Genomic DNA, 26571 nt, shown 5'->3' with positions numbered 1-26571 from the left:
GAATGCAGCCCGGGACGCTCCGCGTCCCTGCCGAAGCGGACGCAGAGCGTCCATTGAGGCATTCCCACGCAGAGCGTGGGAACGATCATCAGCACTAAACCAAGAACAATAAGATTGGGAGCCCGCCATGTCGGTCGATCCGCAACAACTGCTGCGCGAGCTGTTTGCCACAGCCATCGACGCGGCCCATCCGAACCAGGTCCTCGAAGCCCATCTGCCTGCAGATCGCAGCGGCCGGGTGATCGTCATCGGTGCCGGCAAAGCTGCCGCCGCGATGGCGCAAGTGGTCGAGCGCTGCTGGGAAGGTGAAGTCTCTGGCCTGGTTGTAACCCGCTACGGTCACGGCGCCCCCTGCGAAAAAATCGAAGTGGTCGAAGCCGCGCATCCGGTACCGGACGCTGCCGGCCTGGCCGTAGCCAAACGCGTGCTCGAACTGGTCAGCAACCTGACTGAAGACGACCGCGTGATCTTCCTGCTCTCCGGTGGTGGCTCTGCCCTGCTGGCGTTGCCGGCCGCAGGCATCACCCTCGCCGACAAGCAGTCGATCAACAAAGCCCTGCTCAAATCCGGCGCGACCATCGGCGAGATGAACTGCGTGCGCAAGCACCTCTCGGCGATCAAGGGTGGGCGTCTGGGCAAGGCTTGCTGGCCTGCCACTGTTTATACCTACGCGATTTCCGATGTACCGGGCGACCTCGCCACGGTCATCGCTTCCGGCCCGACCGTGGCCGACCCAAGCACTTCCGCTGAAGCGCTGGCGATCATCAAACGCTACGGCATCGAGATCCCCGCTTCCGTGCGCAACTGGCTGCAAAGCCCTGAATCGGAAACCGTCAAACCCGGAGATCCGTCGCTCGCGCGCAGCCACTTCCAGTTGATTGCCCGTCCTCAGCAATCGCTGGATGCCGCTGCGGTGAAATGCCGTCAGGCCGGTTTCAGCACGCTGATCCTCGGCGACCTCGAAGGTGAATCGCGCGAAGTGGCGAAAGTCCACGCCGGCATCGCCCGCCAGATCATCCATCACGGTCAACCATTGGCAGCACCGTGCGTGATTCTCTCCGGCGGCGAAACCACCGTGACCGTGCGCGGCAATGGCCGTGGCGGACGCAACGCCGAATTTCTCCTCAGCCTCACCGACAGCCTCAAGGGCCAGCCCGGCGTCTATGCGCTGGCCGGTGACACCGACGGCATCGACGGCTCGGAAGACAACGCCGGCGCGATCATGACCCCGGACAGCTACGCCCGCGCCGCCGCCCTCGGTTTGAGCGCCAGCGACGAGCTGGATAACAACAACGGCTACGGCTATTTCGCGGCGCTCGATGCGCTGATAGTCACCGAGCCGACCCGCACCAACGTCAACGACTTCCGCGCCATTCTGATCCTTGAGAGCTGCAAATCATGACGCCTGATAAAAAGGTCAAAATCCTCGCCACCCTCGGGCCAGCTGTCGATGGCATCGAAGACATCCGCGAACTGGTCGAGGCCGGGGTGAATATCTTCCGCCTGAACTTCAGCCACGGCGATCACGCCGACCACGCCAAGCGCTATCAGTGGATCCGCGAAGTCGAGCGTCAGCTCAACTATCCGCTGGGCATTCTGATGGACTTGCAGGGGCCGAAACTGCGCGTCGGCAAGTTCGCCGACGGCAAGGTGCAACTGCATCGCGGTCAGGCCTTCCGTCTGGATCTGGACGCGACACCGGGCGATGAGCGCCGAGTAAACCTGCCGCATCCGGAGATCATTGCCGCGCTGGAAGCCGGCATGGATCTGCTGCTCGACGACGGCAAGCTGCGTCTGCGCGTGGTCACCAAATACGCCGACGCGATCGATACCACCGTGCTCAACGGCGGCGAATTGTCGGACCGCAAAGGCGTCAACGTGCCGCAAGCGGTGCTCGACCTCAGCCCGCTGACCGCCAAGGATCGCCGCGATTTGAGCTTCGGCCTGGAACTGGGTGTGGACTGGGTTGCGCTGTCGTTTGTGCAGCGCCCACAGGACATCATCGAAGCCCGCGCATTGATCGGCGACAAAGCCTTTCTGATGGCGAAAATCGAGAAGCCGTCAGCCGTTGAACAACTGCGCGAAATCGCTGAATTGAGCGACGCGATCATGGTTGCCCGTGGCGACCTCGGCGTCGAAGTGCCGGCCGAAAGCGTGCCGCAGATTCAGAAAAACATCATCACCACTTGCCGCGAACTGGGCAAACCGGTGGTGGTGGCGACGCAGATGCTGGAATCGATGCGCTTCTCCCCTGCTCCGACCCGCGCCGAGGTAACGGACGTTGCCAACGCCGTGGCCGAAGGCGCTGACGCGGTAATGCTGTCGGCGGAAACCGCGTCCGGCGAATACCCGCTGGAAGCTGTGCAGATGATGAGCAAGATCATTCGTCAGGTTGAGAACGGTCCGGATTATCAGACCCAGCTCGACGTCAGTCGGCCGAAAGCCGAGGCAACCGTTTCCGATGCGATCAGCTGCGCGATCCGGCGCATCAGCAACGTGCTGCCGGTGGCGGTGCTGGTCAACTACAGCGAATCGGGCACCTCGAGTCTGCGTGCAGCGCGGGAACGGCCGAAAGCGCCGATCCTCAACCTGACGCCGAACCTGCAAACCGCACGGCGTTTGAGCGTGGCGTGGGGGATTCATTCGGTGGTCAACGATCGTCTGCGTCAGGTCGATGAGGTTTGCTCAACCGCGCTGGAAATCGCCCAGGCCCAAGGCATGGCGGAGCGTGGCGACACGCTGCTGATCACTGCTGGCGTGCCGTTCGGCCAGCCGGGCTCGACTAACTCGCTGCGGATCGAAACATTGATTTAAGCCCCCCACCATGATCGTTCCCACGCTCTGCGTGGGAGTGCGGCCCGGGACGCTCTGCGTCCCAAGAGCAGACGCAGAGCGTCCTTTGAGGCATTCCCACGCAGAGCGTGGGAACGATCAGCTGCCCAGATTTTCTCAACATGCCTGCCAATCATTTCAACACCCACTGCCCCGACTGGGCCGAGGCTTTGCTCAACGGTTTCAGTCAGATATTCCTCCAGCGCCATCCGCTGTGTGGCCTGCTGTGCCTGTTGGCGATCCTGCTGACCGCACCTGTGCTGTTCGCCGGTGCGCTGCTCGGTGCCGTCGCCGGTTTGCTCACCGCACAACGGCGCAACTACGCCAAGGCTGATCGCCAGGCCGGGTTGTTCAGCTACAACGGCATTTTGCTTGGCCTGTTGCTGAGCCTGTATTTCCCGTGGTCGCCGCTGCTGCCACCGCTGATTCTCGCCGCTGGCGGCCTGAGCGCGATGATCACGCAGCAGTGGCTTAAATACGTGTACAGCAGCCGATCGATTCCGGCCTACACCTCGCCGTTCGTGGCGATGAGCTGGGTTCTGCTGCTGTTTGCCGAACCATCGGCGCCGATGGCGCACATCGAAATGAACACACTGAACCTGCTCGCCGCTGAACTGCGTGGCCTGGGTCAGGTGATGTTCCTCGGTCATCCACTGGCCGGCGCGTTGATCGCCATAGGTCTGTTGATCGCTGATCGCCGGGCGTTTTGCTGGGCAATGCTCGCCTCGGCGATCGGCCTCGGTTCGAGCCTGCTGCACCACGAAACCAGCGCTGCGCTGTCAGGACTCGGCAGCTACAACGCCGTGCTCGCCGCCCTCGCCTTCTCCGCGCAACGCCAACAACCGTGGCTGCCGCTGCTCGGCATCGTCCTCGCGTTGCTGGTTACGCCGTTGTTTGCGGCGGTTGGCCTTGCGACCCTGACCGCGCCGTTCATCCTCGCCGGCTGGCTGATCCGCGCCGGCATCCAGATGCTTGGCAAAGCCATCGTCGAGCGTGCGCCTTGCGCTCATGGGGAGAATCAACCTAGGCTGCGCTGATCTTCGATTCAGGCGTTATCCATGGACAGCAGCAACAGTTGGCGCGAACGGCTTTACGTGATGATTTTCCAGAGCGATACCCGCGCCGGGCGTCGCTTCGACGGCATCCTGCTGTTGATCATCCTCGCCAGTCTGGTGATCGTGATGCTCGACAGCATCGACAGCATTCACCAGAACTACGCCGACGTGCTGGCCTACATCGAGTGGGGCTTCACGATCATCTTTCTCGGCGAGTACATCCTGCGCCTGTACTGTTCGCCCAAGCCGTTGCGCTACGCCTTCAGCTTTTACGGGCTGGTGGATTTACTGGCAATCGTGCCCGGCATCCTCGCACTGTATTACAGCGATGCGCAGTACCTGCTGATCATTCGGATCATCCGCATGCTGCGGATCTTCCGCGTGCTCAAGCTCAGCCCGTACCTCAAGCAAGCCAATTACCTGATGTCGGCGCTGCGCGGCAGCAAGCAGAAAATCGTCGTGTTTCTGGTCAGCGTCTGCACCTTGGTGACGGTGTTCGGCACCTTGATGTACGTGATCGAAGGCCCGGAGCATGGTTTCACCAGCATTCCCAAAGGCATCTATTGGGCGATCGTCACGCTGACCACCGTGGGTTTCGGCGACATCGTGCCGAAGACCCCGCTGGGCCAGGTGATTTCGTCGCTGGTGATGATCACCGGTTACTCGATCATCGCCGTGCCGACGGGGATTTTCACCGCCGAACTGGCCAACGCCATGCGCGGTGAACAGCTGCAACACGACTGCCCGGTGTGCAAGAAAAACAGCCATGAACATGGTGCGGCGTTTTGCTCGCGATGCGGCAATGCATTGTTCAAGAAACTGGAATAAGCAAAGAGCTTTTTAATCTTTAAACGACTATGCGCACCCCGTTATAGTCAGTGGCAATTGAACATCACCCCCTGCTCCTACACAGATAAAACAAGGAATGCGCAGTGAAAAAACTCTTTGGCGCCTCACTTCTCGCCGCCGGTCTGGCCTTGGCCAACATCGCTCAGGCAGCCCCGACGCTGCTCAACGTTTCCTACGACGTGATGCGCGATTTCTACAAGGACTACAACACTGCGTTCCAGAAACACTGGCAGGCCGAGCACAACGAAAACATCACCGTGCAGATGTCCTTCGGCGGCTCGAGCAAGCAAGCGCGCTCGGTGATCGATGGCCTGCCGGCTGACGTCATCACCATGAACATGGCCACCGACATCAACGCCCTCGCCGACAACGGCAAACTGGTGCCGGAGAACTGGGTCACGCGTCTGCCGAACAACAGCGCGCCGTTCACCTCGGCCACGGTGTTCATTGTGCGCAAAGGCAACCCGAAAGCCCTGAAAGACTGGCCGGATCTGCTCAAGGACGGCGTGCAAGTGATCGTGCCAAACCCGAAAACCTCGGGTAACGGCCGCTACACCTATCTGTCGGCTTGGGGTTACGTGCTGAAGAATGGTGGTGACGAGAACAAGGCCAAGGATTTCGTCGGCAAACTGTTCAAGCAAGCGCCGGTACTGGACACCGGTGGCCGCGCCGCCACCACGACCTTCATGACCAACCAGATCGGCGACGTGCTGGTGACCTTCGAAAACGAAGCGGAAATGATTGCTCGCGAGTTTGGTCGTGATCAGTTTGAAGTCGTCTACCCGAGTGTTTCGGCTGAGGCCGAGCCGCCGGTATCGGTGGTCGATAAAGTGGTCGACAAGAAAGGTTCGCGCGCGGCGGCGGATGAGTACCTGAAGTACCTGTGGTCGCCGGAAGGTCAGGAAATTGCGGCGGCAAACTACCTGCGTCCGCGTGATCCGGCGGTGTTGGCGAAGTACACCGATCGTTTCCCGAAAGTTGATTTCCTCTCGGTGGAGAAGACCTTTGGTGACTGGCGTACGGTGCAGAAGACGCACTTTAATGATGGTGGGGTTTTTGATCAGATTTATAGCGGGCAGTAAGGTTTAGGCTGGTATGAAAAAGGCGACCCACTAAGGTCGCCTTTTTTTGTGGCCGCTTTACCCTCACCCCAGCCCTCTCCCGGAGGGAGAGGGAGCCGACCGAGGTGTCTGGCGAGTTACATCGACCTGAAAGACCTTATCGATTATGGATTCACCACAGCAAGTTCAGGTCGGTGTACCTCTCAAGCATCCCCCAATCAGTCCCCTCTCCCTCCGGGAGAGGGTTAGGGTGAGGGGCTTTACATCGGCGGCGTCACCCCATCCTTCCCCGCAGAAATCGATTGCGCCGTCAGCGTGCCATCCGCACCCTGCGTGACGAACGTAACAATCTTCACCCCAACCTTCAGCAAGCTCCGATCCCCCGGCTCGAGATTCACGATCGGCACATCCTCCGGCACCAGAATCTTCTGCTGCCCGCCCTTGTAGTTCACCGTCAGCACCCGCCCGTTGCTCACCACCAGATCGCCGACGCTGCCATTGGTCATGCTGCTGCCCTTGGCCAGATCGAACGGTCGATGACCATCGCCACTTCCGGCTAATTCCGGCGGAAACACATGCACTTCCAGCGCCTTGAGCGTGCCGTCCTCCTGTGGCATCGCCGCCGAACCAATGTAACTGCCGGGTTTGATGTCTTCGATATTGGCCAGGGTCACCGCACGAACCTTGGTGTCGCCTGTCAACCGGATCACCACGTTCTCGCCGCTGTTGACGTGGACTTTCAGTGAATCAGCGCTGACCCCGGTGATCTCGCCGCGCACGCCGAGGCGCATTCCCGGTGCATCAGCGGCCTGCACGCTCGTCGCGCCCAGCAGGCTGATCAGAACAATCGTTGCAGTAAGGCGAAGCTTCATTGCAATCCTCCGGTCATCAATGTTGTACAAGCCAATGCAAACATAAGCACGCTATCGAACAGGATGTAAGTGAATGTATCATCGCCCCCTGACGGTCGGACGCAAGGTCCGCCGATGGATGACATGCGACAGCCACGGTCATTGCGCAACGGAATAACTGATATCGACCGAAGGCGCCTTCTGCCCATCGGGTTTGTCCCATAGCCTCACCGCATTCCCTTTCGCTGGATCGAGAAACCTTATGACCGCCACCACTCACGCAATGACCCGAGGCATGGTGCTGCTGTTCGCCTTTTGCTGCGGCGCCATCGTTGCCAACATCTACTACGCGCAGCCAATCATCGGCCTGATCGCGCCCGACATCGGCCTCTCCGACACCATGGCCAGTTTCATCGTCTCGCTGACGCAGATTGGCTATGCGCTGGGCCTGTTCTTTCTGGTGCCGCTGGGTGATCTGCTGGAGAACCGCCGGTTGATGATCATCACCACCGTGGTGGCGATCGCCAGCCTGTTGGCGGCGGCGTTTACCGATCAGCCGAATGTGTTCCTGCTGATCTCGCTCCTGGTGGGTTTCAGTTCGGTGTCGGTGCAGATTCTGATTCCACTGGCAGCGCATCTCGCGCCGGAAGAGTCTCGCGGTCGTGTGGTCGGCGGGATCATGGGTGGTTTGCTGCTGGGTATTCTGTTGGCACGGCCGGTGTCGAGCGTGGTGGCCGACCATTTGGGCTGGCGCGCGATGTTCATGATTGCCGCCGCATTGATGGCAGCGATCAGCGTTGTATTGGCGTTGACCGTGCCCAAACGCCAGCCTGATCACAGCGCCACCTATGGTCAGTTGATCGGTTCGCTGTGGACCCTGCTGCGCCAGCAACCGGTACTGCGCCAAAGGGCGTTTTATCAGGGCTGCATGTTCGCCACGTTCAGCCTGTTCTGGACCGCCGTGCCGCTGGAACTGGCGCGCAACCATGGTTTGTCGCAAAGCGAAATCGCCATCTTCGCCCTGGTCGGCGCCATCGGTGCCATCGCCGCGCCGATCAGCGGACGCCTGGCCGACGCCGGCCACACCCGGATCGCCTCGCTGCTGGCCATGCTCTTCGCCAGCCTGAGTTTCCTGCCCGCCTTCATCCACCCGGCCTACAGCGTCATCGGCCTGGCCGTGACCGGCGTGGTGCTCGACTTCTGCGTACAGATGAACATGGTCCTCGGCCAGCGTGCGGTGTACTCACTGGACGCGAAAAGCCGTGGCCGGCTGAACGCGCTGTACATGACCAGCATCTTCATCGGTGGCGCCTTCGGCTCGTCGGTGGCCAGTGCGGTGTACGAGCATGGCGGCTGGTTGTGGATCGTGATTGTCGGCAGTGTTTTTCCGCTGTTGGCGCTGTTGCGGTTTTTGAGTGTTTCGCAGCGTGGTTCATTGGCAGCAGCGTAAGGCGGCAAAAGCTTCGCGAGCAGGCTCGCTCCCACAGGTTATTCATTTAGCCTGGGGGAGCGATGAGGCTTAATATCGAACCAGCTTTTCCATCGCCGCATCGGCCAGAAAGGAGGAGCGGCTTTTGACGTTGTGTTCGCGCACGTAACGGTCGATGCGCTGAATCACGTAACCAGGCAGCGTTACGTTGACCTTTTCGGTTTTGCCGAGATAGGGCGAAATGTCCAGCTCAAGCATGCCCCAGCCCATCTCGGCAAATTCTGGATTACTGCGATGAGCGGATGCCGAAGTCGGCATAGGAATCGACTCCCCGTCCGCCGCAATCTCCTGCAGCATGATGTGGGCGACTTCGACCGCCGCCTTGTAGGCATCTTCAAAGCTGTCCCCTGCCGTAACGGCGCCGGGAATATCGGGGATCTGAATACCGATGGCAGTGTTCTCGTCTCCCCACTCGATACAGATTGGATATTGCATTACGGATCTCCTTCGAAACTGGCTGGCGGGTTGTACAACCCGGCACGCCGCCTGATGCTTTTGACCGTTCCCAACGGCAAATCCTTTTTCAGATGTGGGACGGGAATCGTGTACGGGTTGTATCGGTGCTTGAAGATGTGATGACTGCCGGTGACCCGATCCAGCGTCCAGCCTGCCTCCTCCAGCTCCTTGATCAATAGCCTGCTCTGCACCAACCGCCTCCTTGCCTTGGCCTCACAAAAATAACTCTAGGGTTATATTTACTCAAGCACAGAAATTGGCAGAACGACGTCTGGTTGTTTTACAGGGTGTGATTGAAACTGCTAAACCCTGAGCGCTGTGCAGCACTTCCATGAGCAATTTCTGTGAGAACCCAACAGGCACACAGCAAAACGGCGATCCGAAGATCGCCGTTTTCATTTACTGCCCGAATTGCTTGCCCAACCCCGGTGGCACGCCGTGGATGTTGGTGTCTTCCCACGGGCCGTTAGGGCTGACGGAGCGGCTCCAACCGTTGTTCCAGCGGTAGTAGGTGCGCTGGCGGTAGAAGGTGTTGGTCTGGTCGTCGAGGACGTAGACGCCGAGTTTCTGGTCCCAGTGGCTGTTGCCGCCCGGTGGCGGGGCGAAGCTGGCCGAGGTGCGAGGAACCGGTTTGGCCGGTTTCGCCGGGATACTTTTGCCTGGGGTCGGTGAGGTCGACGGGGTCGGGCTTGGTTGCGACGGCGGGATTGGCGGCAAATTCGTCGTCGGTTCCGGTCGTTGCACCGCACATGCACTCAAGCCCAGGGCCAGTGTGAGGACTGTGATTCGGGCGATGGTGTGCATGGCGATGCTTTCCTGTTGTGTCCGGCTATTTGTCCGGGCTGTCGATGGTCAGTTTTTGTAGCGCAGTGGTGCTGCTGGCCAGTGGGCCGCTGCGACCGACCCACTCGCCGGCAGTCGGTTGGCCGGCGCGGGAGATGCGCGCAACCAGTTGGACTTCAGGGAAGTTCGACAGTTTCAACTGCGGCATCATTGCGTCGGCATCACCCAGTTCAACGGTCACCGGCAGATCGGCCACGGTCAGGCGTTTGGCTGCCAGCGGTGCCGGTGGACCGGAGGTGGCGCGGGCGAAAATGAACACGCTGTCGCCCGGTTGCACTTTGCTTCTGAGTTCGCTGGCCAGATCGACGCTGACTTTCAACAAAGCGGCTTTCGCGGCTACGGGCGCCTGAGCGACCTTGCCGCCACTGGCTTCCAGACGTTCGGCGGCGCGTTTGATCCCGCCTTGCAGCGCGGTGCGGGAGCTATCCTCAGGCGGCAGTTGCGCCAGCAGACGGTTCCAGTAATCGATCGCTTCCTGATAACGCTCGCCTTCAAACGCAGCGATACCGAGCAAACCAAGGCTGGTCACTTCTTTCGGATCCGCCTTCAGCGCTTCGTCAGTCAGGGCCTGAATCTTCGCCGACCACTTTTTGCCATCAGCAAAATACTGCGCCTGCGCCCACTGACCGAGCAGCTCCGGTTGACGTCCGGCCAGATTGGCAGCGCGTTCGAACATCTTCGCCGCGTCCGCCGGACGCTCTTGCGCCATGTAGGTACGACCGAGGAAATACAGGCCTTCAGCGGAATCCGGTTGCGCCGCAACGGCACGTTCCAGACGCTGGGTCATTTCTTCCATCGACTGCGGTGCCTGGGCGAATTCGCGGGTCAGTTCGACTTTGTCGGCAGCGCCGAAGTGCATATACAGGCCCAGTCCCAGCACGGGCACCAAGACTGCCGCCAGCAGCGGCAACGGTTTACCCAGTTTCGACACTCGCGGTGCGGCGACACCCTCGGTATCCGCCAACAACTCACGCGCCGCCTCGGCACGACCGCTGTCCATTTGCGCGGCGTCGAGCACACCTTCAGCCTGTTGCGATTGCAACTCGGCGACGCGCTCCTGATAAAGCGCAACGTTCAGGGCAGTACGATCCTCTTCACGCTGGGCGCGACGTTCGCGCAAAACCGGGATCAGCAGAAAACTCAGGGCGACCAGAAGCAACAGCCCTGCGGCAAGCCAGAAATCAATCATTCTTGGTTTTTATCCAACAGTTGGTCGAGGCGCTGACGCTCTTCGCTGGACAGCGCTTGCGGAGTCTCGGCACGCTGGCCGCGACGACGGCGGACGATCACCGCGATCACCACCAGACCACCGAGCAGCAGGCCGGCCGGGCCGAACCACAGCAGCGCAGTCTTGGCGTTGAGCGCCGGTTTGTAGCGAACGAAATCACCGTAGCGATCGACCATGAAGTCGATGATCTGCTGGTTGTCCTTGCCCTCGCCGAGCATGCGGAAAATCTCTTTGCGCAGGTCCGCGGCAATCGGCGCGTTGGAGTCGGCGATGTCCTGGTTCTGGCACTTGGGGCAGCGCAGCTCCTTGGTCAACTCGCGAAAACGCTCACGATCGCCTTCTTTGGCGAACTCGTAGGTGTCGATGGCGGCATGGGCGACACCGACCAGACTCAAACCCAATATCAGCGCAGCCATAAAGCGCTTCATGGCTTGGCCTCATCGACCAGCGCCTGATACTTGGCTGCGAGTTTTTCGCGCCAGACTTGTTCATCAATCACGCCGACGTACTTGTCGCGGATGATGCCCTTGGCGTCGATGAAAAAGGTTTCCGGCGCGCCGTAGACGCCGAGGTTCAGGCCCAGCGAGCCCTCGTCGTCGCGGATGTCCAGCGCATACGGATTGTGGAATTCGGCCAGCCACTTCAAGGCATCAGCGTTGGTGTCCTTGTAGTTGATGCCGTAGATCACCACGCCGCGCTCGGCGAGTTTGTTCAGCACCGGATGCTCGACCCGGCAGGAAATGCACCAGGTGCCCCAAACGTTGACCAGCGCCGGTTTGCCAAGAATGTCAGCTTTGGTCAGGCTCTTGTCGCCCTGCACGTTGGGCAGGGAAAACTCCGGGAACGGCTTGTTGATCATCGCCGACGGCAACTCCGCCGGATCGAGATACAGACCGCGATAAAGAAACACCGCCACCAGCAGAAAAATCGCCAGTGGCACCAGCATCAACCAACGTCTCATGCAGCCGCTCCCGTCATGCCCAGTGCTTCACGCACCTTGGCTTTCACCTTGACCCGATAACGTCGATCCAGCGCCGCCAGCAATCCACCAAAACCAGTGAGCAAGCCGCCGAACCAGATCCAGCGCACGAACGGTTTGACGTGCACGCGCACCGCCCACGCGCCGTTGTCCAGCGGTTCACCGAGGGCGACGTAAAGGTCACGGGTGAAACCGGCGTCGATACCGGCTTCGGTCATCACCGAGTTCTGCACGGTGTACAGACGTTTTTCCGGGTGCAGCACGCTGACTTCCTTGCCGTCACGAATGACCCGAATCGTGCCTTTGTCCGAGGTAAAGTTCGGCCCTTCGAAGTGCTTGGCGCCTTCGAAGACAAAGTGATAACCGGCCAGATCCATCGACTCGCCCGGTGCCAGACGCAGATCGCGTTCGGCACTGTTCTGACTCGACAACACCACGCCGAGCGCACACACGGCGATGCCGAGGTGCGCGATCTGCATGCCCCAATAACTGCGGGTCAGGGTCGGTAAACCTTTGATCAAGCCTTTGTGCCGGGTCTTGTCGACGATGTCGCGCGCACCGGCGAGCAATACCCACGCAGCGAGCAGGAAGGTCGCGATCACCGCCCAGTTGAAATCGCCGTAAGCGACACCGGCCACCACCGCCAGCGCGACGCTGCCGAGCAGCACCGGGGTCAGCATGCCGGCCAGCCATTTCACCGGCGTGTCTTTCCAGCGCACGATCACGCCGACCGCCATGACCATCATCAGCAGCGCCATCAACGGAATGAACAGCGCGTTGAAGTACGGCGGGCCGACCGACATTTTCGCGCCGCTCAGGGCATCAAGAATCAGCGGATACAGCGTACCGAGCAGAATCATCGACGCAGCAACGACCAGCACCAGGTTGTTGCCCAGCAGCAGGGTTTCGCGCGACCACAGGTTGAAACCGACCTGACTCTTGACCACGGGTGCGCGCAGGGCGAACAGCGTCAGCGAGCCGCCGACCACGAACAACAGAAAGATCAGGATGAACACGCCGCGCTCCGGATCGGAGGCAAACGCATGCACCGAAGTCAGCACGCCGGAACGCACGAGGAACGTACCAAGCAGGCTCAGCGAAAACGCAGCAATCGCCAGCAACACCGTCCAGCTCTTGAACACGCCACGTTTTTCCGTGACCGCCAGCGAGTGAATCAGCGCGGTGCCGACCAGCCATGGCATGAACGAGGCGTTTTCCACCGGGTCCCAGAACCACCAGCCACCCCAGCCGAGTTCGTAGTACGCCCACCACGAACCGAGGGTGATACCGATGCCGAGAAAGGCCCAGGCGACGATGGTCCAGGGACGCGACCAGCGCGCCCACGCGGCATCCAGTCGACCGCCCATCAACGCGGCGATGGCGAAGGCAAACGCCACCGAAAAGCCGACGTAACCCATGTACAACATCGGCGGGTGCACGATCAGGCCGATGTCTTGCAACAGTGGATTGAGGTCAGCGCCATTGCTGGGCATTTGCGGCAGGATGCGTTTGAACGGGTTGGACGTGAGGATCAGGAACAGCAGGAAACCGGTGCTGATCATGCCCATCACCGCCAGCACTCGCGCCAGCATGACTTGCGGCAACTGCCGCGAGAACACCGACACGGCAAAGGTCCAGCCACCGAGAATCAGGGCCCAGAGCAGCAACGACCCTTCGTGGGCGCCCCACACTGCACTGAATTTGTAGTACCACGGCAACGCGGTATTGGAGTTGTTCGCCACATAGGCGACGGAGAAGTCATCGGTCATGAACGCGTAGGTCAGAATGCCGAACGCGAACAGCAAAAACGCAAACTGCCCCCACGCGGCAGGCTGGGCCAGACTCATCCAGAAACGGTCGCCGCGCCAGGCGCCAATCAATGGCACCACGGCCTGCACCAGCGCAAAACACAGCGCCAGGATCATCGCCAGATGACCGAGTTCAGGAATAAAAATTGCCGATGTCATCGATCAACCCTCCTTCGCAGGCGTTGGTGCCGATTGACCGCTGTCTTTCAAGGCTTTGGTCACTTCCGGCGGCATGTACTTCTCGTCGTGCTTGGCCAGCACTTCATCGGCCACTACCACGCCGTCGGCGTTGAGCTTGCCGAGGGCGACGATGCCCTGCCCTTCGCGGAACAGATCCGGGAGGATGCCGCGATAGGCGATGGTCACGGATTTATTGAAGTCGGTGACGACGAATTTGACGTCCAGCGAATCTTTCGAGCGCTGCAACGAACCGGCCTCAACCATGCCTCCGGCGCGAATGCGCGTGTCTTGCGGCGCTTCGCCGTTGGCGATCTGGGTCGGCGTGTAGAACAGATTGATGTTCTGCTGCAGGGCGCTGAGGGCCAGGCCGACGGCAGCGCCGACGCCGACCAGAATGGCCAGAATGATGATCAGACGTTTCTTGCGCAGCGGATTCACTTGCCGTTCTCCCGGCGCAGACGACGCGCCTCTTGTTGCAGATAGCGCTTGCGGGCCGCAATCGGCGCCACCACGTTGAGGACCAGCACCGCCAGACAGATGCCGTAGGCCGACCAGACATACAGGCCATGATGGCCCATGGCGAGGAAGTCGCCGAATGAAGCAAAACTCATCGAGCGGCCTCCAGACTGTGCTGCACTTCTTCTTTCACCCAACTGGCGCGGGCTTCGCGCTTGAGCACTTCAAGGCGCATGCGCAGCAACAGCACGGCGCCGAAGAAGCAGTAGAAACCCAGCACCGTCAGCAGCAGTGGCAGCCACATTTCCGCCGGCATCGCCGGTTTTTCCGTGAGGGTGAAGGTCGCGCCCTGGTGCAGGGTGTTCCACCACTCCACCGAGTATTTGATGATCGGAATGTTGATCACACCGACGATGGCCAGCACCGCGCAGGCTTTGGCGGCGCTGTCGCGGTTGCTGATGGCATTGCCCAGCGCGATCACGCCGAAATACAGAAACAGCAGAATCAGCATCGAGGTCAGACGCGCGTCCCAGACCCACCACGAGCCCCACGTCGGTTTGCCCCAGATCGCCCCGGTGACCAGCGCTACGGCGGTCATCCACGCGCCGATCGGCGCGGCGCATTGCAGGGCGACGTCGGCCAGTTTCATCTTCCACACCAGGCCCACGATGCCGCACACCGCCAGCATCACGTAGATCGACTGAGCGAGCATCGCGGCGGGTACGTGGATGTAGATGATGCGAAAGCTGTTGCCTTGCTGATAGTCCGGCGGCGCGAAGGCCAGGCCCCAAACAACGCCGACGCCGATCAGCAGCAACGCTGCAATGCTCAACCACGGCAGGAACTTGCTGCTGATGCCGTAGAACCACTTGGGCGAGCCGAGCTTGTGAAACCAGGTCCAGTTCATACTGTTTCCATCACGGGTGCCGCTCATCGGTGTGAGCAGTCTCAGGGTCTTTGCTGGTTAAATTTTAACCAGACCTCATTATTCGCCGACGCTGATCTTCAGGCCAGCAGCTATTGCAAACGGTGTCAGGGTGATCGCCAGGGCGGTCAGGCTACCCAGCCACAGCAGATACCCGGTCGCCGGCATGCCTTGGAGGGCTGCCTGCAAGGCGCCACTGCCAAGGATCAACACCGGGATGTACAACGGCAAAATCAGCAGCGCCAGCAACAGGCCGCCACGCTTCAAACCGACCGTCAGCGCCGCGCCCACCGCGCCGAGCAAGCTCAGCACCGGTGTTCCCAGCAGCAACGAAAGCAGCAAAACCGGCAGACAGGCGGCAGGCAAACCGAGCATCAACGCCAGCAGCGGTGAGAGCAGAACCAGTGCCAGACCGGAGAAAAGCCAGTGTGCCAGCACCTTGGCCAAGACCAGAAGTGGCAGCGGGTGCGACGAAAGGACCCACTGTTCCAGCGATCCGTCTTCGAAATCACTGCGGAACAGCCCGTCCAGCGAGAGCAGGACCGACAACAGCGCCGCCACCCAGACTAACCCGGGGGACAGGTTTTGCAACACTTGAGTTTCCGGGCCGACGGCCAGCGGGAACAATGCGATGACGATGGCGAAGAAAATCAGTGGATTGGCCAGTTCCGCCGGGCGGCGAAACAGCAATCGGGATTCACGGGCAACCAGCAGGCCAAACACACTCATACTGCCCAGTTCCCCAGATCGATGTCGCGATAACCGGCCGGCATCCGGCTCAGCGTGTGGTGCGTGGTCAACACCACCAGACCACCGCGTTCGCAGTGCCCGGCCAGATGTTCTTCGAGCTGCGCCACGCCTTGCTTGTCCAGCGCGGTGAACGGCTCATCGAGAATCCACAGCGGCGGGCTGTCGAGATACAAGCGTGCCAGCGCCACGCGGCGCTGCTGACCGGCGGACAGGCTATGGCAGGGAACATCTTCGAAACCGCGCAATCCTACAGCTGCCAGCGCTTGCCAGATGGCCTCGCGTTCGGCGGGATGATGCAGGGCGCAGAGCCACGACAGATTCTCTTCCGGGGTCAGCAAATCCTTGATCCCGGCGGCGTGGCCGATCCACAGCAGGTTGCGTGCGAGTTCGCTGCGTTGTTCGCTCAGCGGCTGGCCATTGAGCAGGACTTGCCCGGCGGTCGGCTGCATCAACCCGGATAGCAGGCGTAACAGGCTGGTCTTGCCGCTGCCGTTGGGTCCGCTGATCTGCACCATATCGCCACTGGCGAGTCTCAATTCGAGATTTTCGAAGAGCAGCCGCAGATCACGTTCACACGCGAGGGCAACGGTTTGCAGGACAGGACTGGTCAAGGGATCACGGGCCTTATACGGTTCAAGTCGGCTCTGGCGCGGCCGTTAAAGAGATGCAGCATAGATGCATTGACGGCTCGATCTAGAGAGCTGGGTCAAACAATTGCTATGTTTTTTATTCGAAGCGCAAGACGGGCGGCATTATACATGTCGTGCCTTACTCTCAAGAGTGCAATTTCCTCAGGTTGTGTCCGCGTATGACAGGCGAAATGAACATCCTCCCGCTCCCGCCCACCACCCCGGCGACCGTTCGCCCGCAGGTCGGTGAGCTGCTCAAGCTTTTGACCCCGGTCGAAGGCCTGATCGGCGCCGGGCAAAGCGCCAAAGCCGAGGTATTGTCGCTCAAACAGGCGGATCAGACTTTTCAGTTATTGCTCAAGGTGACCGTCGACGGCGGACGCCAGACCACCGTGCAGGCGACCAGCAATCTGCCGTTGCCGCAAGGCACCAGCCTGGCGATCACCCAGCCCTCGGCGGGCAACCTGGCGATTACCGTGCAGCAGGCGATTGCCAGCAGCGTCGCCACCCTCACCCGCATCGACACCGCGCAATTGCCGGTCGGCACGCTGCTGCAAGGCAAAGTGCTGACCTCGCAGGCGCTACCGCAGACGCCGGGGCAGGCAGCGGTGTTCCGCTCGCTGGTCAGCCTGCTCAACACCGCACAGAGCGGCAGCACGTTGACCATCGACAGCCCGCAGCCGCTGCGCATTGGCACCTTGCTGTCGGCGTTGGTGGAAGACTCACAAACCCTCAAGTTTCTGCCGATGAGCAGCCGCCAGGAACAACTGGCCGTGAGTCAGCAACTGCTCGGCCAGCAAAGTCGCCAGGCATCCCTGACAGGGTTGCTGAATGCTTTGCAAAATCTGCCGAGCGATACCGATCAGACATCGCAGGATTTGCGCGCGGTGGTCGACAAACTCCTTGCCAGCCTGCCGGACGTGCAACAACTGAGCACCGCCAAAGGCGTCGCGCTGGCGCTGGCCAACAGCGGCGCGTTCCTCGAAGCAAAACTGCTGACCGGCCAGAACCCGACGCTGGCTCCGGACATGAAAGCCGATCTGCTCAAGCTGATCGCACAACTGACCCCGGGCCTGCCGAGCAACACCAGTTTCAACGCGATCATCGCCGCCAACACCTTGGCGCAAGCGCTGCCGAGCTTCGTCCGTAACGCCCTCGGCATGCTCGGCCAGGTCAGCGCCAAACCGGTGCCCAGCAGCTTCCCGCTGCCCGAGCGTTTGCTGCAAAGTCAGGACGGCGAAGGCGATCTGGAGCAATTGCTGCGCCTCGCTGCTGCCGCGGTTTCGCGCCTGCAAAGCCATCAACTGTCGAGCCTGGAGCAGACCGGCGTCACCGACGACGGGCGTCTGCTCAGCACCTGGCAACTGGAAATCCCCATGCGCAACCTGCAGGACATCGTGCCGTTACAGGTCAAGTTCCAGCGTGAAGAAGCGCCGGAGCGCGAACCGCAACCGAACGAGCGCCGCGACGAGCGCGAACCCAAGCAGCAACTGTGGCGCGTCGATCTGGCGTTCGACATGGAACCGCTCGGGCCGATGCAGATTCAGGCGCAACTGATCGCCGGCAGCCTGTCCAGCCAACTGTGGGCCGAACGGCCGTACACCGCGGACCTGATCGGCAACAACCTGTTCGCCCTGCGCCAACGCCTGCTAGATCGCGGGCTCAACGTCGGCGACCTCGACTGCCACCTCGGCACCCCGCCGCAGGGCAACCAAACCCGCCTCGAACACCGCTGGGTCGACGAAACCGCATGAACGATTCCACTGCCCCACGCCAGGCCATCGCCCTCAAGTACGACGGCAACCACGCCCCGACCCTCACCGCCAAGGGTGATGATGAACTGGCCGAAGAAATCCTGCGCATTGCTCGTGATTGCGAAGTGCCGATCTATGAGAATGCTGAATTGGTGCGCTTGCTGGCGAGGATGGAACTGGGCGACAGCATTCCCGAAGAGCTGTATCGCACCATCGCCGAGATCATCGCGTTTGCGTGGAATCTGAAGGGGAAATTCCCCGAGGGGCAGGACCCGAATGCGCCGATGGTCGAGAAGGACATCACTGATCGCGGCGATGATTATTAAGCCTTAAAAGCAAAAGATCGCAGCCTTCGGCAGCTCCTACATTGGAATGCGTTTCCCTGTAGGAGCTGCCGAAGGCTGCGATCTTTTGATCTTGCTTCTAGTTCTTGTGAAGCTTGCGCATCAACTCCGCCTCAGCCTGGGTCAACCCACAGGACTGAGTCAGTTCATCGACGCTTGCGCCCATGCCTACCAGTTTCGCCGCCTGGGCGAATGACAGGCTCGACGGGTCGCGTTGTTCAAGCGCGACAATCTTGTCCGGCAACGGACTCACCACCGCGCGCAACTCGTGCAGGGCGTCGCCCATGCGCACATTGCCGTTCTGGTAATCGTCGACACGCTTGGCCAGTTCCTTGATGCGCTGATCACGCAGCGCATCGCCCTGGGCCTGTTGCGCAGCGATGACGCGCTGCGCCTTGATGTACGACACAAACATTGCCAGCGTGCCTGCCCAGAAGAGGAACAGGACAATGACCGCGACCTCGAGAATCAATCAGATATTCTCCAGGTCCGACCATTCTTCTTCGCTCATCATCTTGTCCAGCTCGACCAGGATCAGCAACTCGTTGTTCTTGTTGCACACGCCCTGGATGAACTTGGCCGATTCTTCGTTGCCGACGTTTGGCGCCGTCTCGATTTCCGACTGACGCAGGTAAACCACTTCGGCCACGCTGTCGACCATGATGCCGACGACTTGCTTATCGGCTTCGATGATGACGATACGGGTGTTATCGCTGATCTCGCCGCTGTTCAGGCCGAAGCGCTGACGGGTGTCGATCACGGTGACCACGTTACCGCGCAGGTTGATGATGCCCAGCACGTAGCTCGGTGCACCTGGCACTGGAGCGATCTCGGTGTAGCGCAGCACTTCCTGAACGCGCATCACGTTGATGCCGTAGGTTTCGTTGTCCAGTTTGAAGGTTACCCATTGCAGGATCGGATCTTCAGAACCTTTTGCATTCGTCGCCTGACTACTCATACCCTGACCCCTCGAAAAAACCGCTCTGAGCGGTGTGTGTTCTGTGTGGCGGCATTCAACAATGCCGTCGCCTGATTGTTATGTCGGCAGCTATGTCGGTTTATGTAGCGGCTTGTGGCCGCCGAGGTGCTTTGCCCCACCGCTGGCGATCAACTCGGCCAGTGCGGAAACGTCAAGCAATGCACACATGTGCTCAATCACGGTACCGGCGAGCCATGGCCGCTGACCCCGGTGACTTCTCCATTTGATTTCATTCGGGTCCAGACGCAACGAGCGGCTGACCTGATGCACTGCCAGCCCCCACTCGTAACCTTGTACCGAAATCACGTACTGCAAGCCCTGACGGAAGTCATCGCGATAGCGATCCGGCATGACCCAGCGCGCGGTGTCCAAGACTTTCAGGTTGCCGGCCTGGCTCGGCAGGATCCCGAGGAACCATTCCGGCTGACCGAACAGCGGCGTCAGCTCATGGCCGGCCAGCGAATAGATCGATCCGAGGCACACCAGCGGCACCGCGAGTGTCAGCCCGGCGACGTCGAACAACAGGCATTCGAAGGCTTCCGAGGCCCACGCCGGACGACCATCGGTTTCCACCGGTGGCGGCGTGTTGTTCGGCGGCAGATGCACTTCGACCAGCGGCGGAACCAGCGTCTGCTCGACAGGTGCGGGTGCGACTGGTGCCGGAGCTGGTTCGACCACGACCGGTTCCGGCGCGGTTTTCAGCAATTGGGTTTGCAGCAGCGGAGCGAGCGTCGAGACCGATGCACGAACCGGCGTTGCTTCCTCGATCAAAGCCACCGGCGCTTTGGCAACCGCTGCAACGGCAGGCGCGGCAACCGGCGCAGCAGGCCTGGCCGCTTTCTGCGCGTCACGCGCCTGCTCTTCCAGTACCGCTGCCTGGAACTCATCCAGCGCCTCGGTACTTTCTTCGACAACTTCGACTGGCGTCGGCAACGCGTCAGGAATTTCCTGGAGCAAACTGTCCAGATACGACTGCAAGGCCAACTGCGGCTTCGACGTCAACTTCAAAGGCCGGTTCATGCACAGTCCCCTGTAGGAGCTGCCGCAGGCTGCGATCTTTTGATCTTTTCAGGAGCGCCACAAAGCAAGATCAAAAGATCGCAGCCTGCGGCAGCTCCTACAAGGTTCAACGTCATTCAAGCCACCTGCGGAACAAGTTGTTGCGCCAACAGATGCTTGAGCAGCGCGCGATACGCCAGCACGCCACGGCTCTTGCCGTCGAATTGCGAAGGCGTTACGCCGGCCCGGCTGGCATCGCGCAGACGAGTATCGACCGGGATATAACCCTGCCAAATCTCTTCTGGGAATTTGTCGCGCAGCACACGCAAGGTATGCATCGATGCCTGCGTACGGCGATCGAACAGGGTCGGCACGATACTGAACGGCAACGCCTGTTTGCGCGAGCGATTGATCATCGCCAAGGTGTTGACCATGCGTTCCAAGCCTTTGACGGCCAAGTGTTCGGTCTGCACCGGGATCACCAGTTGCTGGCTCGCTGCAAGGGCGTTGACCATCAGTACGCCGAGCAACGGCGGGCTGTCGATCACCGCGTAATCGAAGTCCTGCCACAGCTGCGCCAGACTCTTGGCGATTACCAGACCCAGGCCACTCTGCCCCGGCGACTGACGCTCAAGGGTTGCCAGCGCGGTGCTCGATGGCAGCAGCGAAATACGTTCGTCACTGGTCGACAACAGCAGCTGCCCCGGCAGGCCTTGCGGCACGCTGCCCTTGTGCAGAAACAGGTCGTAGTTGCTGTGTTCCAGGCTGTCGGGGTCGTAGCCGAAATAGCTGGTCATCGAGCCGTGCGGGTCGAGATCGACCACAACCACGCGCTTGCCCGCCTCGGCCAGCAATCCGGCTAAAGCGATGGAAGATGTGGTTTTACCGACACCACCCTTTTGATTGGCGACTGCCCAGACTCTCATTCGGTTCGTTCCTCCCGGCCGATATGCTCGACCGAGACATAGCTCAGCGTGTTAATGCGGGTGACGGAGAATTGACGGCACTCTCGCGTCCCGGCGTCTTGACCGGGGTCGGTGCAGTTTGTGTGCCAGCCCGCTTCAATGCAGCGTCCGGTTGCGCATTGGCGGTTCCGGTGCCCGTGAGGCTGCGGCGCACATCGAGATTGCGCGACACCACCAGCACCACACGACGGTTTTTCGCACGGCCTTCAGCGGTGGCGTTATTGGCGACCGGCTGGAACTCACCGTAACCGACCGAGGCCAGGCGGCCAGGATTGACACCCTGCATCGCCAGCATGCGCACGATGCTCGCCGAACGCGCCGAAGACAGCTCCCAATTGGTCGGGTACTGCGCGGTGCGGATCGGCTGATCATCGGTGAAACCTTCGACGTGGATCGGGTTATCGAACGGCTTCAGAATCGCCGCGACCTTGTCGATGATGTTGAAGGCGATGTCGCTTGGCATGGCGTCACCGCTGCCGAACAACAGGCTGGAGTTGAGTTCGATCTCGACCCACAGTTCGTTGCCACGCACGGTCATCTGATTAGAGCTGATCAAGTCACCGAAGGCGGCGCTGATGTCATCGGCAATGCTTTTCAGTGGATCGCTGGCGCCAGCGATACCGGCGTCGACCTGTTCGGCGTCCTTGACCAGCGGCTTGGCCGGGGTCACGGTCTTCGGTCGTTCATCACCAATCGGGATCGGTTTGAGCGAACGGTCGGAGTCGGTGAAGACCCCGATCAGCGCTTCGGAAATGACTTTGTACTTGCCTTCGTTGATCGACGAAATCGAGTACATCACCACGAAGAACGCGAACAGTAGCGTGATGAAATCCGCGTAGGACACGAGCCAGCGCTCGTGATTGACGTGTTCTTCCTGGTGGCGACGACGAGCCATGAGGTTATTCCCTTAATCCATGAAGCCTTGCAGCTTCAACTCAATGGAGCGAGGGTTTTCACCTTCGGCGATCGACAGGATCCCTTCCAACAACATTTCGCGATAACGCGACTGCCGCAACGCGATTGACTTCAGCTTGGCCGCCACCGGCAGCAACACCAGGTTGGCACTGGCCACGCCGTAAATGGTCGCGACGAACGCCACGGCGATGCCGCTGCCCAGTTGCGTCGGATCGGCGAGGTTGCCCATCACGTGAATCAGGCCCATCACCGCACCGATGATGCCGATGGTTGGCGCGTAGCCGCCCATGCTTTCAAAGACTTTCGCCGCCTCGATGTCGCGGGCTTCCTGGGTGTAGAAATCCACTTCGAGGATGCTGCGGATCGCTTCCGGCTCAGCGCCGTCGACCAGCAGTTGCAGGCCCTTGCGCGAGTAGTTGTCCGGTTCGGCATCGGCTACGCCTTCCAGGCCCAGCAGGCCTTCCTTGCGCGCGGTGAGGCTCCAGTTGACCACGCGATCGATGCCACCGGCCAGATCGACCCGTGGCGGAAACAGAATCCAGGCGAGGATCTGCATGGCGCGTTTGAACGCGCTCATCGGCGATTGCAGCAGTGCGGCACCGATGGTGCCGCCCAGTACGATCAATGCCGCCGGGCCGTTGGCCAGCGCACCGAGGTGACCACCTTCAAGGTAGTTACCGCCGATGATGGCGACGAACGCCATGATGATCCCGATAAGGCTTAAAACATCCATCAGAGACACGCCTCGACAATGTGTTTGCCGATGTCGTCGAGGCTGTATACCGCGTCGGCGAGGTCGGCTTTAACGATGGCCATCGGCATGCCGTAGATCACGCAACTGGCTTCGTCCTGCGCCCACACCGCGCTGCCGCCCTGCTTGAGCAGACGTGCGCCTTCACGGCCGTCAGCGCCCATGCCGGTCAACACCACCGCCAGAACTTTGTCGCCGTAGGATTTCGCCGCCGAACCGAAAGTGATGTCCACGCACGGCTTGTAGTTCAGACGTTCGTCGCCCGGGAGGATTTTCACCGCGCCACGGCCGTCGATCATCATTTGCTTGCCGCCCGGCGCGAGCAACGCCAGGCCCGGACGCAGGATGTCGCCATCCTCGGCTTCCTTGACGCTGATGCGGCAGAGCTTGTCGAGACGTTCGGCAAATGCCTTGGTGAATGCCGCCGGCATGTGCTGGATCAGCACGATCGGCGCCGGGAAATTCGCTGGCAACTGAGTCAGCACGCGCTGCAGCGCCACCGGGCCGCCCGTCGAGGTACCGATGGCAACCAGTTTGTAGGCTTTGCGTTTCGGCGCTGGCGACGAAGCGCTGGCAGCCGGAGCACGGCTTGGAGCAGGTGCATGCACAGGCGCGGGTGTCGGACGTGCCGGTGCGCTGGTGCTGTGGCTGCTGAAGCTGGATGGCGCCGGAGCAGGCGTCGGTGCGGCGGCTGGAGCCGGCGCACTGTAAGCACTGAAACGACGGTTACTGCGCGAGATGCTATGCACCTTTTCGCACAGCAACTGTTTGACCTTCTCCGGGTTACGCGAGATGTCTTCGAAATTCTTCGGCAGGAAATCCACCGCACCGGCGTCCAGCGCATCCAGGGTGACCCGGGCGCCTTCGTGCGTCAGCGAGGAGAACATCAACACCGGGGTCGGGCAGCGCTGCATGATGTGCCGCACTGCCGTGATGCCGTCCATCATTGGCATCTCGTAGTCCATGGTGATCACGTCCGGCTTGAGTGCCAGCGCCTGATCGATCGCCTCTTTACCGTTGGTGGCGGTGCCGACCACCTGAATGCTCGGATCCGCTGAAAGAATTTCCGAGACGCGGCGGCGGAAAAAACCCGAATCGTCCACCACCAGGACTTTGACTGCCATAAACACTCCATTAGGTGCAGCGGGACGTTGTCGCCCCGCCGCCCCGGATTCAAATACGCCGTGCGGCGTAACGCTTGAGCATGCTTGGAACATCGAGAATCAGCGCGATGCGGCCGTCACCGGTAATGGTGGCGCCGGACATGCCCGGAGTGCCCTGCAGCATTTTGCCCAATGGCTTGATGACCACTTCTTCCTGACCGACCAGTTGATCGACGACAAAGCCGATCCGCTGCGTGCCCACCGAAAGGATCACCACGTGGCCTTCACGCTGCTCTTCGTGAGCGGCGGAGCTGACCAGCCAGCGCTTGAGGTAGAACAATGGCAGCGCCTTGTCCCGCACGATCACCACTTCCTGACCGTCGACGACGTTGGTGGTCGACAGGTCGAGGTGGAAGATTTCGTTGACGTTGACCAGCGGGAACGCAAACGCCTGATTGCCGAGCATGACCATCAGGGTTGGCATGATCGCGAGGGTCAGCGGCACCTTGATGACGATCTTCGAGCCCTGGCCCTTGGTCGAGTAGATGTTGATCGAGCCGTTGAGCTGGGAAATCTTGGTCTTCACCACGTCCATGCCGACACCGCGGCCGGACACGTCGGAGATCTCGGTCTTGGTCGAGAAGCCCGGGGCGAAAATCAGGTTGTAGCACTCGGTATCGCTCAGGCGATCGGCCGCGTCCTTGTCCATCACACCGCGTTTTACCGCGATGGCACGCAGGACATTCGGGTCCATGCCTTTGCCGTCATCGGAAATCGACAGCAGGATATGGTCGCCCTCTTGCTCGGCTGCCAGCACCACGCGACCACCACGGGCCTTGCCCGACGTTTCGCGTTCTTCTGGCGATTCGATGCCGTGGTCGACGGCGTTGCGCACCAAGTGGACCAGCGGGTCGGCCAGGGCCTCGACAAGGTTTTTGTCGAGGTCGGTTTCTTCACCCACCAGTTCCAGGTTGATCTCTTTCTTCAGCTGACGTGCGAGGTCACGAACCAGACGCGGGAAGCGCCCGAAGACCTTCTTGATCGGCTGCATCCGCGTCTTCATCACCGCGGTCTGCAAGTCAGCCGTGACCACGTCGAGGTTCGACACGGCCTTTTGCATGGCTTCATCGCCGCTGTTCAGGCCCAGGCGCACCAGACGGTTACGCACCAGCACCAACTCGCCGACCATGTTCATGATTTCGTCGAGACGTGCCGTGTCGACACGCACGGTGGTTTCGGCTTCGCTCGCCGGTTTTTCCGGTGGCGGTGTCGCCGGCGCACGGGCCGGAGCCGGTGCAGCAGCGGCAGCCGGTTTTGGCGCTTCGGCTTTTGGCTCAGGCTTGGGCGCGGCTTTCGGCGCAGCAGCGGGAGCGGCCGCAGCCTTGGCGGCAGGCGCAGCCACCGTCGAAGCGGCGCCGGCAGTCGCGGCACCAACATCAGTGAACTTGCCTTTGCCATGCAATTCGTCGAGCAGCGATTCGAACTCGTGATCGCTGATCAGATCGCTGCCGGCAGCAGCCGCCGCTGGAGCAGCAGGCGCCGGTGCCGAGGCAATCGCCGACTCCAGCGCATCGACGGCAAAGTTGCCCTTGCCATGCAACTGATCGAGCAGTGCTTCGAATTCGTCGTCGGTGATGTCGGAGCTGTCGCCCTTGGCCGGTGCCGCAGGGGCTGCCGCCGCTGGCGCAACCGCGTCCACCGCGAACTGGCCCTTGCCGTGCAACTGATCGAGCAACGACTCGAACTCGGCATCGGTGATTTCATCGCTCGCGGCTTCAGCGGCCGTTTGCGCAGGGGCAGCAGCGGCCGGGGCTTCGGCTTCGGCCTTGACGGCGTTCAGCGAGTCCAGCAGTTGCTCGAATTCGTTATCAGTGATGTCGCCCGAGGAATCGCCTTCAACGACCAGTTCTTCGATCATCTCGGCCACTGGCGAAGCCGGGGCTGCGTCCGCCGCTTGCGGTTCGGCCAGGCGCGCCAGGGCGGCCAGCAGCTCCGGCGTGGCGGCGGTGATCGGAGCACGCTCGCGGACTTCGCTGAACATGCTGTTCACCGCGTCCAGTGCTTCGAGGACAACGTCCATCAGTTCTGCATCAACGCGACGCTCACCCTTGCGCAGGATGTCGAACACGTTTTCGGCGATGTGACAGCACTCCACCAGCTCATTGAGCTGAAGGAAGCCGGCGCCCCCTTTTACAGTGTGGAAACCGCGAAAAATTGCGTTGAGCAGATCTGCGTCATCCGGACGGCTTTCCAGCTCGACCAGTTGTTCGGACAGTTGCTCAAGAATCTCGCCGGCCTCAACCAGGAAATCCTGAAGGATCTCTTCATCGGCGCCGAAGCTCATTAATGGGGTGCTCCTACAGGTCTAAA

At 60.9% G+C, this 26571-nt stretch carries 29 protein-coding genes; 8 read left to right on the top strand and 21 right to left on the bottom strand.

All coding sequences use genetic code 11. From position 1 onward, the window contains the following. Nucleotides 1-127 precede the first annotated feature (127 nt). The 5 genes from ACM6JQ_RS05320 to ACM6JQ_RS05300 all read left to right on the top strand — a co-directional run bounded on the left by ACM6JQ_RS05320 (nt 128) and on the right by ACM6JQ_RS05300 (nt 5818). Nucleotides 128-1402, top strand: a complete 1275-nt coding sequence (locus tag ACM6JQ_RS05320; protein WP_095114129.1) for a glycerate kinase — start codon at nt 128-130, stop codon at nt 1400-1402. Further along, nucleotides 1399-2814, top strand: coding sequence for a pyruvate kinase (pyk, locus tag ACM6JQ_RS05315; protein WP_095114130.1), 1416 nt, complete (start codon nt 1399-1401; stop codon nt 2812-2814). Before ACM6JQ_RS05320 ends, pyk begins: the two co-directional genes overlap by 4 nt. 140 nt (nt 2815-2954) lie before the next feature. Next, nucleotides 2955-3869: an urea transporter gene (locus ACM6JQ_RS05310; protein ID WP_414893354.1), complete on the top strand. Its 915-nt coding sequence runs from the start codon at nt 2955-2957 to the stop codon at nt 3867-3869. A 21-nt stretch (nt 3870-3890) separates the two neighbouring features. Further along, on the top strand, nt 3891-4715 hold the full coding sequence (locus ACM6JQ_RS05305) for an ion transporter (RefSeq protein WP_007919942.1): 825 nt from the start codon (nt 3891-3893) through the stop codon (nt 4713-4715). Between the two features lie 104 nt (nt 4716-4819). Further along, complete coding sequence (locus ACM6JQ_RS05300; protein ID WP_007950301.1) at nt 4820-5818, top strand: sulfate ABC transporter substrate-binding protein; 999 nt, start codon at nt 4820-4822, stop codon at nt 5816-5818. A 239-nt stretch (nt 5819-6057) separates the two neighbouring features. Here the strand turns inward: ACM6JQ_RS05300 and ACM6JQ_RS05295 are convergent, their stop codons facing one another. Further along, a complete protein-coding gene (locus ACM6JQ_RS05295) occupies nt 6058-6669 on the bottom strand; it encodes a DUF5666 domain-containing protein (protein WP_095114132.1) in 612 nt (203 codons plus the stop codon). Between the two features lie 241 nt (nt 6670-6910). Between ACM6JQ_RS05295 and ACM6JQ_RS05290 the strand changes: the two genes are divergently transcribed. Next, the gene (locus ACM6JQ_RS05290; protein ID WP_007919947.1) at nt 6911-8098 is read left to right on the top strand and encodes an MFS transporter; all 1188 of its coding nucleotides are present in this window, start codon (nt 6911-6913) and stop codon (nt 8096-8098) included. 69 nt (nt 8099-8167) lie between these two features. Here the strand turns inward: ACM6JQ_RS05290 and ACM6JQ_RS05285 are convergent, their stop codons facing one another. The 12 genes from ACM6JQ_RS05285 to ccmA form a co-directional block, all read right to left on the bottom strand. Then, on the bottom strand, nt 8168-8572 hold the full coding sequence (locus tag ACM6JQ_RS05285; RefSeq protein WP_038363904.1) for a type II toxin-antitoxin system HicB family antitoxin: 405 nt from the start codon (nt 8570-8572) through the stop codon (nt 8168-8170). Next, entirely contained in the window at nt 8572-8784 is a 213-nt protein-coding gene (locus tag ACM6JQ_RS05280; RefSeq protein WP_007919951.1) for a type II toxin-antitoxin system HicA family toxin, read from the bottom strand. Before ACM6JQ_RS05280 ends, ACM6JQ_RS05285 begins: the two co-directional genes overlap by 1 nt. Nucleotides 8785-8992: 208 nt before the next feature. After that, nucleotides 8993-9397: a hypothetical protein gene (locus tag ACM6JQ_RS05275; protein ID WP_016987493.1), complete on the bottom strand. Its 405-nt coding sequence runs from the start codon at nt 9395-9397 to the stop codon at nt 8993-8995. 25 nt (nt 9398-9422) lie between these two features. Beyond that, nucleotides 9423-10625, bottom strand: coding sequence for a c-type cytochrome biogenesis protein CcmI (gene ccmI, locus ACM6JQ_RS05270; protein WP_414893353.1), 1203 nt, complete (start codon nt 10623-10625; stop codon nt 9423-9425). Continuing rightward, nucleotides 10622-11092 (bottom strand): cytochrome c-type biogenesis protein, encoded by a 471-nt coding sequence (locus tag ACM6JQ_RS05265; RefSeq protein ID WP_007919960.1) that lies wholly within the window; start codon nt 11090-11092, stop codon nt 10622-10624. The genes ccmI and ACM6JQ_RS05265 overlap by 4 nt, the downstream gene beginning before the upstream one ends. Next, on the bottom strand, nt 11089-11625 hold the full coding sequence (locus ACM6JQ_RS05260; RefSeq protein ID WP_007919961.1) for a DsbE family thiol:disulfide interchange protein: 537 nt from the start codon (nt 11623-11625) through the stop codon (nt 11089-11091). The genes ACM6JQ_RS05265 and ACM6JQ_RS05260 overlap by 4 nt, the downstream gene beginning before the upstream one ends. Beyond that, on the bottom strand, nt 11622-13610 hold the full coding sequence (locus ACM6JQ_RS05255) for a heme lyase CcmF/NrfE family subunit (protein ID WP_007919962.1): 1989 nt from the start codon (nt 13608-13610) through the stop codon (nt 11622-11624). The genes ACM6JQ_RS05260 and ACM6JQ_RS05255 overlap by 4 nt, the downstream gene beginning before the upstream one ends. Nucleotides 13611-13613: 3 nt before the next feature. Then, nucleotides 13614-14069, bottom strand: coding sequence for a cytochrome c maturation protein CcmE (ccmE, locus tag ACM6JQ_RS05250; RefSeq protein WP_007919964.1), 456 nt, complete (start codon nt 14067-14069; stop codon nt 13614-13616). Continuing rightward, nucleotides 14066-14242 carry a heme exporter protein CcmD gene (ccmD, locus tag ACM6JQ_RS05245; RefSeq protein ID WP_007919966.1) on the bottom strand — a complete coding sequence of 59 codons (177 nt, stop codon included), beginning with the start codon at nt 14240-14242 and terminating at the stop codon, nt 14066-14068. Before ccmD ends, ccmE begins: the two co-directional genes overlap by 4 nt. Next, nucleotides 14239-14994 carry a heme ABC transporter permease gene (locus tag ACM6JQ_RS05240; protein ID WP_122608285.1) on the bottom strand — a complete coding sequence of 252 codons (756 nt, stop codon included), beginning with the start codon at nt 14992-14994 and terminating at the stop codon, nt 14239-14241. The genes ccmD and ACM6JQ_RS05240 overlap by 4 nt, the downstream gene beginning before the upstream one ends. A gap of 78 nt (nt 14995-15072) precedes the next feature. Next, complete coding sequence (ccmB, locus tag ACM6JQ_RS05235) at nt 15073-15741, bottom strand: heme exporter protein CcmB (protein ID WP_007919970.1); 669 nt, start codon at nt 15739-15741, stop codon at nt 15073-15075. Next, nucleotides 15738-16373 carry a cytochrome c biogenesis heme-transporting ATPase CcmA gene (gene ccmA, locus ACM6JQ_RS05230; RefSeq protein WP_095114135.1) on the bottom strand — a complete coding sequence of 212 codons (636 nt, stop codon included), beginning with the start codon at nt 16371-16373 and terminating at the stop codon, nt 15738-15740. The genes ccmB and ccmA overlap by 4 nt, the downstream gene beginning before the upstream one ends. Nucleotides 16374-16570: 197 nt before the next feature. On the opposite strand from ccmA, the gene ACM6JQ_RS05225 reads away from it, so the two are divergent. Together ACM6JQ_RS05225 and ACM6JQ_RS05220 are read left to right on the top strand one after the other, a co-directional pair. Beyond that, on the top strand, nt 16571-18145 hold the full coding sequence (locus ACM6JQ_RS05225) for a flagellar hook-length control protein FliK (protein ID WP_414893352.1): 1575 nt from the start codon (nt 16571-16573) through the stop codon (nt 18143-18145). Beyond that, nucleotides 18142-18471, top strand: coding sequence for an EscU/YscU/HrcU family type III secretion system export apparatus switch protein (locus tag ACM6JQ_RS05220; RefSeq protein WP_007919976.1), 330 nt, complete (start codon nt 18142-18144; stop codon nt 18469-18471). Before ACM6JQ_RS05225 ends, ACM6JQ_RS05220 begins: the two co-directional genes overlap by 4 nt. A gap of 97 nt (nt 18472-18568) precedes the next feature. On the opposite strand, the gene ACM6JQ_RS05215 is transcribed toward ACM6JQ_RS05220, so the two are convergent. The 8 genes from ACM6JQ_RS05215 to ACM6JQ_RS05180 form a co-directional block, all read right to left on the bottom strand. Next, a complete protein-coding gene (locus ACM6JQ_RS05215) occupies nt 18569-18961 on the bottom strand; it encodes a DUF2802 domain-containing protein (RefSeq protein WP_007919978.1) in 393 nt (130 codons plus the stop codon). Next, nucleotides 18962-19447, bottom strand: coding sequence for a chemotaxis protein CheW (locus ACM6JQ_RS05210; RefSeq protein WP_007919980.1), 486 nt, complete (start codon nt 19445-19447; stop codon nt 18962-18964). A 90-nt stretch (nt 19448-19537) separates the two neighbouring features. Next, nucleotides 19538-20488 carry a CheW domain-containing protein gene (locus tag ACM6JQ_RS05205; RefSeq protein WP_414893351.1) on the bottom strand — a complete coding sequence of 317 codons (951 nt, stop codon included), beginning with the start codon at nt 20486-20488 and terminating at the stop codon, nt 19538-19540. 116 nt (nt 20489-20604) lie between these two features. After that, nucleotides 20605-21393: a ParA family protein gene (locus ACM6JQ_RS05200; protein ID WP_007919990.1), complete on the bottom strand. Its 789-nt coding sequence runs from the start codon at nt 21391-21393 to the stop codon at nt 20605-20607. A gap of 43 nt (nt 21394-21436) precedes the next feature. Further along, nucleotides 21437-22327, bottom strand: coding sequence for a flagellar motor protein MotD (gene motD / locus ACM6JQ_RS05195; RefSeq protein ID WP_007919992.1), 891 nt, complete (start codon nt 22325-22327; stop codon nt 21437-21439). Nucleotides 22328-22339: 12 nt separating this feature from the next. Beyond that, the gene (locus ACM6JQ_RS05190) at nt 22340-23080 is read right to left on the bottom strand and encodes a flagellar motor protein (RefSeq protein ID WP_003222929.1); all 741 of its coding nucleotides are present in this window, start codon (nt 23078-23080) and stop codon (nt 22340-22342) included. Continuing rightward, the gene (locus tag ACM6JQ_RS05185) at nt 23080-24222 is read right to left on the bottom strand and encodes a protein-glutamate methylesterase/protein-glutamine glutaminase (protein WP_095114138.1); all 1143 of its coding nucleotides are present in this window, start codon (nt 24220-24222) and stop codon (nt 23080-23082) included. Before ACM6JQ_RS05185 ends, ACM6JQ_RS05190 begins: the two co-directional genes overlap by 1 nt. Before the next feature lie 49 nt (nt 24223-24271). After that, a complete protein-coding gene (locus ACM6JQ_RS05180; protein ID WP_414893350.1) occupies nt 24272-26545 on the bottom strand; it encodes a chemotaxis protein CheA in 2274 nt (757 codons plus the stop codon). Between the last annotated feature and the right edge of the window lie 26 nt (nt 26546-26571).

Source organism: Pseudomonas sp. IT-232MI5, assembly GCF_949767845.1.
In the GTDB taxonomy this organism is placed as follows: domain Bacteria; phylum Pseudomonadota; class Gammaproteobacteria; order Pseudomonadales; family Pseudomonadaceae; genus Aquipseudomonas.
The sequence above is the reverse complement of the archived record's forward strand: the minus strand, read 5'-3'. Positions and strand labels throughout refer to the sequence as shown.

Bases quoted from the DNA above. Each gene is read 5' to 3' on its own strand.
- ACM6JQ_RS05320 (WP_095114129.1), top strand. From the start codon at position 128: ATGTCGGTCGATCCGCAACAACTGCTGCGCGAGCTGTTTGCCACAGCC.
- pyk (WP_095114130.1), top strand. From the start codon at position 1,399: ATGACGCCTGATAAAAAGGTCAAAATCCTCGCCACCCTCGGGCCAGCT.
- ACM6JQ_RS05310 (WP_414893354.1), top strand. From the start codon at position 2,955: ATGCCTGCCAATCATTTCAACACCCACTGCCCCGACTGGGCCGAGGCT.
- ACM6JQ_RS05305 (WP_007919942.1), top strand. From the start codon at position 3,891: ATGGACAGCAGCAACAGTTGGCGCGAACGGCTTTACGTGATGATTTTC.
- ACM6JQ_RS05295 (WP_095114132.1), bottom strand. From the start codon at position 6,669: ATGAAGCTTCGCCTTACTGCAACGATTGTTCTGATCAGCCTGCTGGGC.
- ACM6JQ_RS05290 (WP_007919947.1), top strand. From the start codon at position 6,911: ATGACCGCCACCACTCACGCAATGACCCGAGGCATGGTGCTGCTGTTC.
- ACM6JQ_RS05285 (WP_038363904.1), bottom strand. From the start codon at position 8,572: ATGCAATATCCAATCTGTATCGAGTGGGGAGACGAGAACACTGCCATC.
- ACM6JQ_RS05275 (WP_016987493.1), bottom strand. From the start codon at position 9,397: ATGCACACCATCGCCCGAATCACAGTCCTCACACTGGCCCTGGGCTTG.
- ccmI (WP_414893353.1), bottom strand. From the start codon at position 10,625: ATGATTGATTTCTGGCTTGCCGCAGGGCTGTTGCTTCTGGTCGCCCTG.
- ACM6JQ_RS05265 (WP_007919960.1), bottom strand. From the start codon at position 11,092: ATGAAGCGCTTTATGGCTGCGCTGATATTGGGTTTGAGTCTGGTCGGT.
- ACM6JQ_RS05260 (WP_007919961.1), bottom strand. From the start codon at position 11,625: ATGAGACGTTGGTTGATGCTGGTGCCACTGGCGATTTTTCTGCTGGTG.
- ACM6JQ_RS05255 (WP_007919962.1), bottom strand. From the start codon at position 13,610: ATGACATCGGCAATTTTTATTCCTGAACTCGGTCATCTGGCGATGATC.
- ccmD (WP_007919966.1), bottom strand. From the start codon at position 14,242: ATGAGTTTTGCTTCATTCGGCGACTTCCTCGCCATGGGCCATCATGGC.
- ACM6JQ_RS05240 (WP_122608285.1), bottom strand. From the start codon at position 14,994: ATGAACTGGACCTGGTTTCACAAGCTCGGCTCGCCCAAGTGGTTCTAC.
- ccmB (WP_007919970.1), bottom strand. From the start codon at position 15,741: ATGAGTGTGTTTGGCCTGCTGGTTGCCCGTGAATCCCGATTGCTGTTT.
- ACM6JQ_RS05225 (WP_414893352.1), top strand. From the start codon at position 16,571: ATGACAGGCGAAATGAACATCCTCCCGCTCCCGCCCACCACCCCGGCG.
- ACM6JQ_RS05220 (WP_007919976.1), top strand. From the start codon at position 18,142: ATGAACGATTCCACTGCCCCACGCCAGGCCATCGCCCTCAAGTACGAC.
- ACM6JQ_RS05210 (WP_007919980.1), bottom strand. From the start codon at position 19,447: ATGAGTAGTCAGGCGACGAATGCAAAAGGTTCTGAAGATCCGATCCTG.
- ACM6JQ_RS05205 (WP_414893351.1), bottom strand. From the start codon at position 20,488: ATGAACCGGCCTTTGAAGTTGACGTCGAAGCCGCAGTTGGCCTTGCAG.
- ACM6JQ_RS05200 (WP_007919990.1), bottom strand. From the start codon at position 21,393: ATGAGAGTCTGGGCAGTCGCCAATCAAAAGGGTGGTGTCGGTAAAACC.
- motD (WP_007919992.1), bottom strand. From the start codon at position 22,327: ATGGCTCGTCGTCGCCACCAGGAAGAACACGTCAATCACGAGCGCTGG.
- ACM6JQ_RS05190 (WP_003222929.1), bottom strand. From the start codon at position 23,080: ATGGATGTTTTAAGCCTTATCGGGATCATCATGGCGTTCGTCGCCATC.
- ACM6JQ_RS05185 (WP_095114138.1), bottom strand. From the start codon at position 24,222: ATGGCAGTCAAAGTCCTGGTGGTGGACGATTCGGGTTTTTTCCGCCGC.
- ACM6JQ_RS05180 (WP_414893350.1), bottom strand. From the start codon at position 26,545: ATGAGCTTCGGCGCCGATGAAGAGATCCTTCAGGATTTCCTGGTTGAG.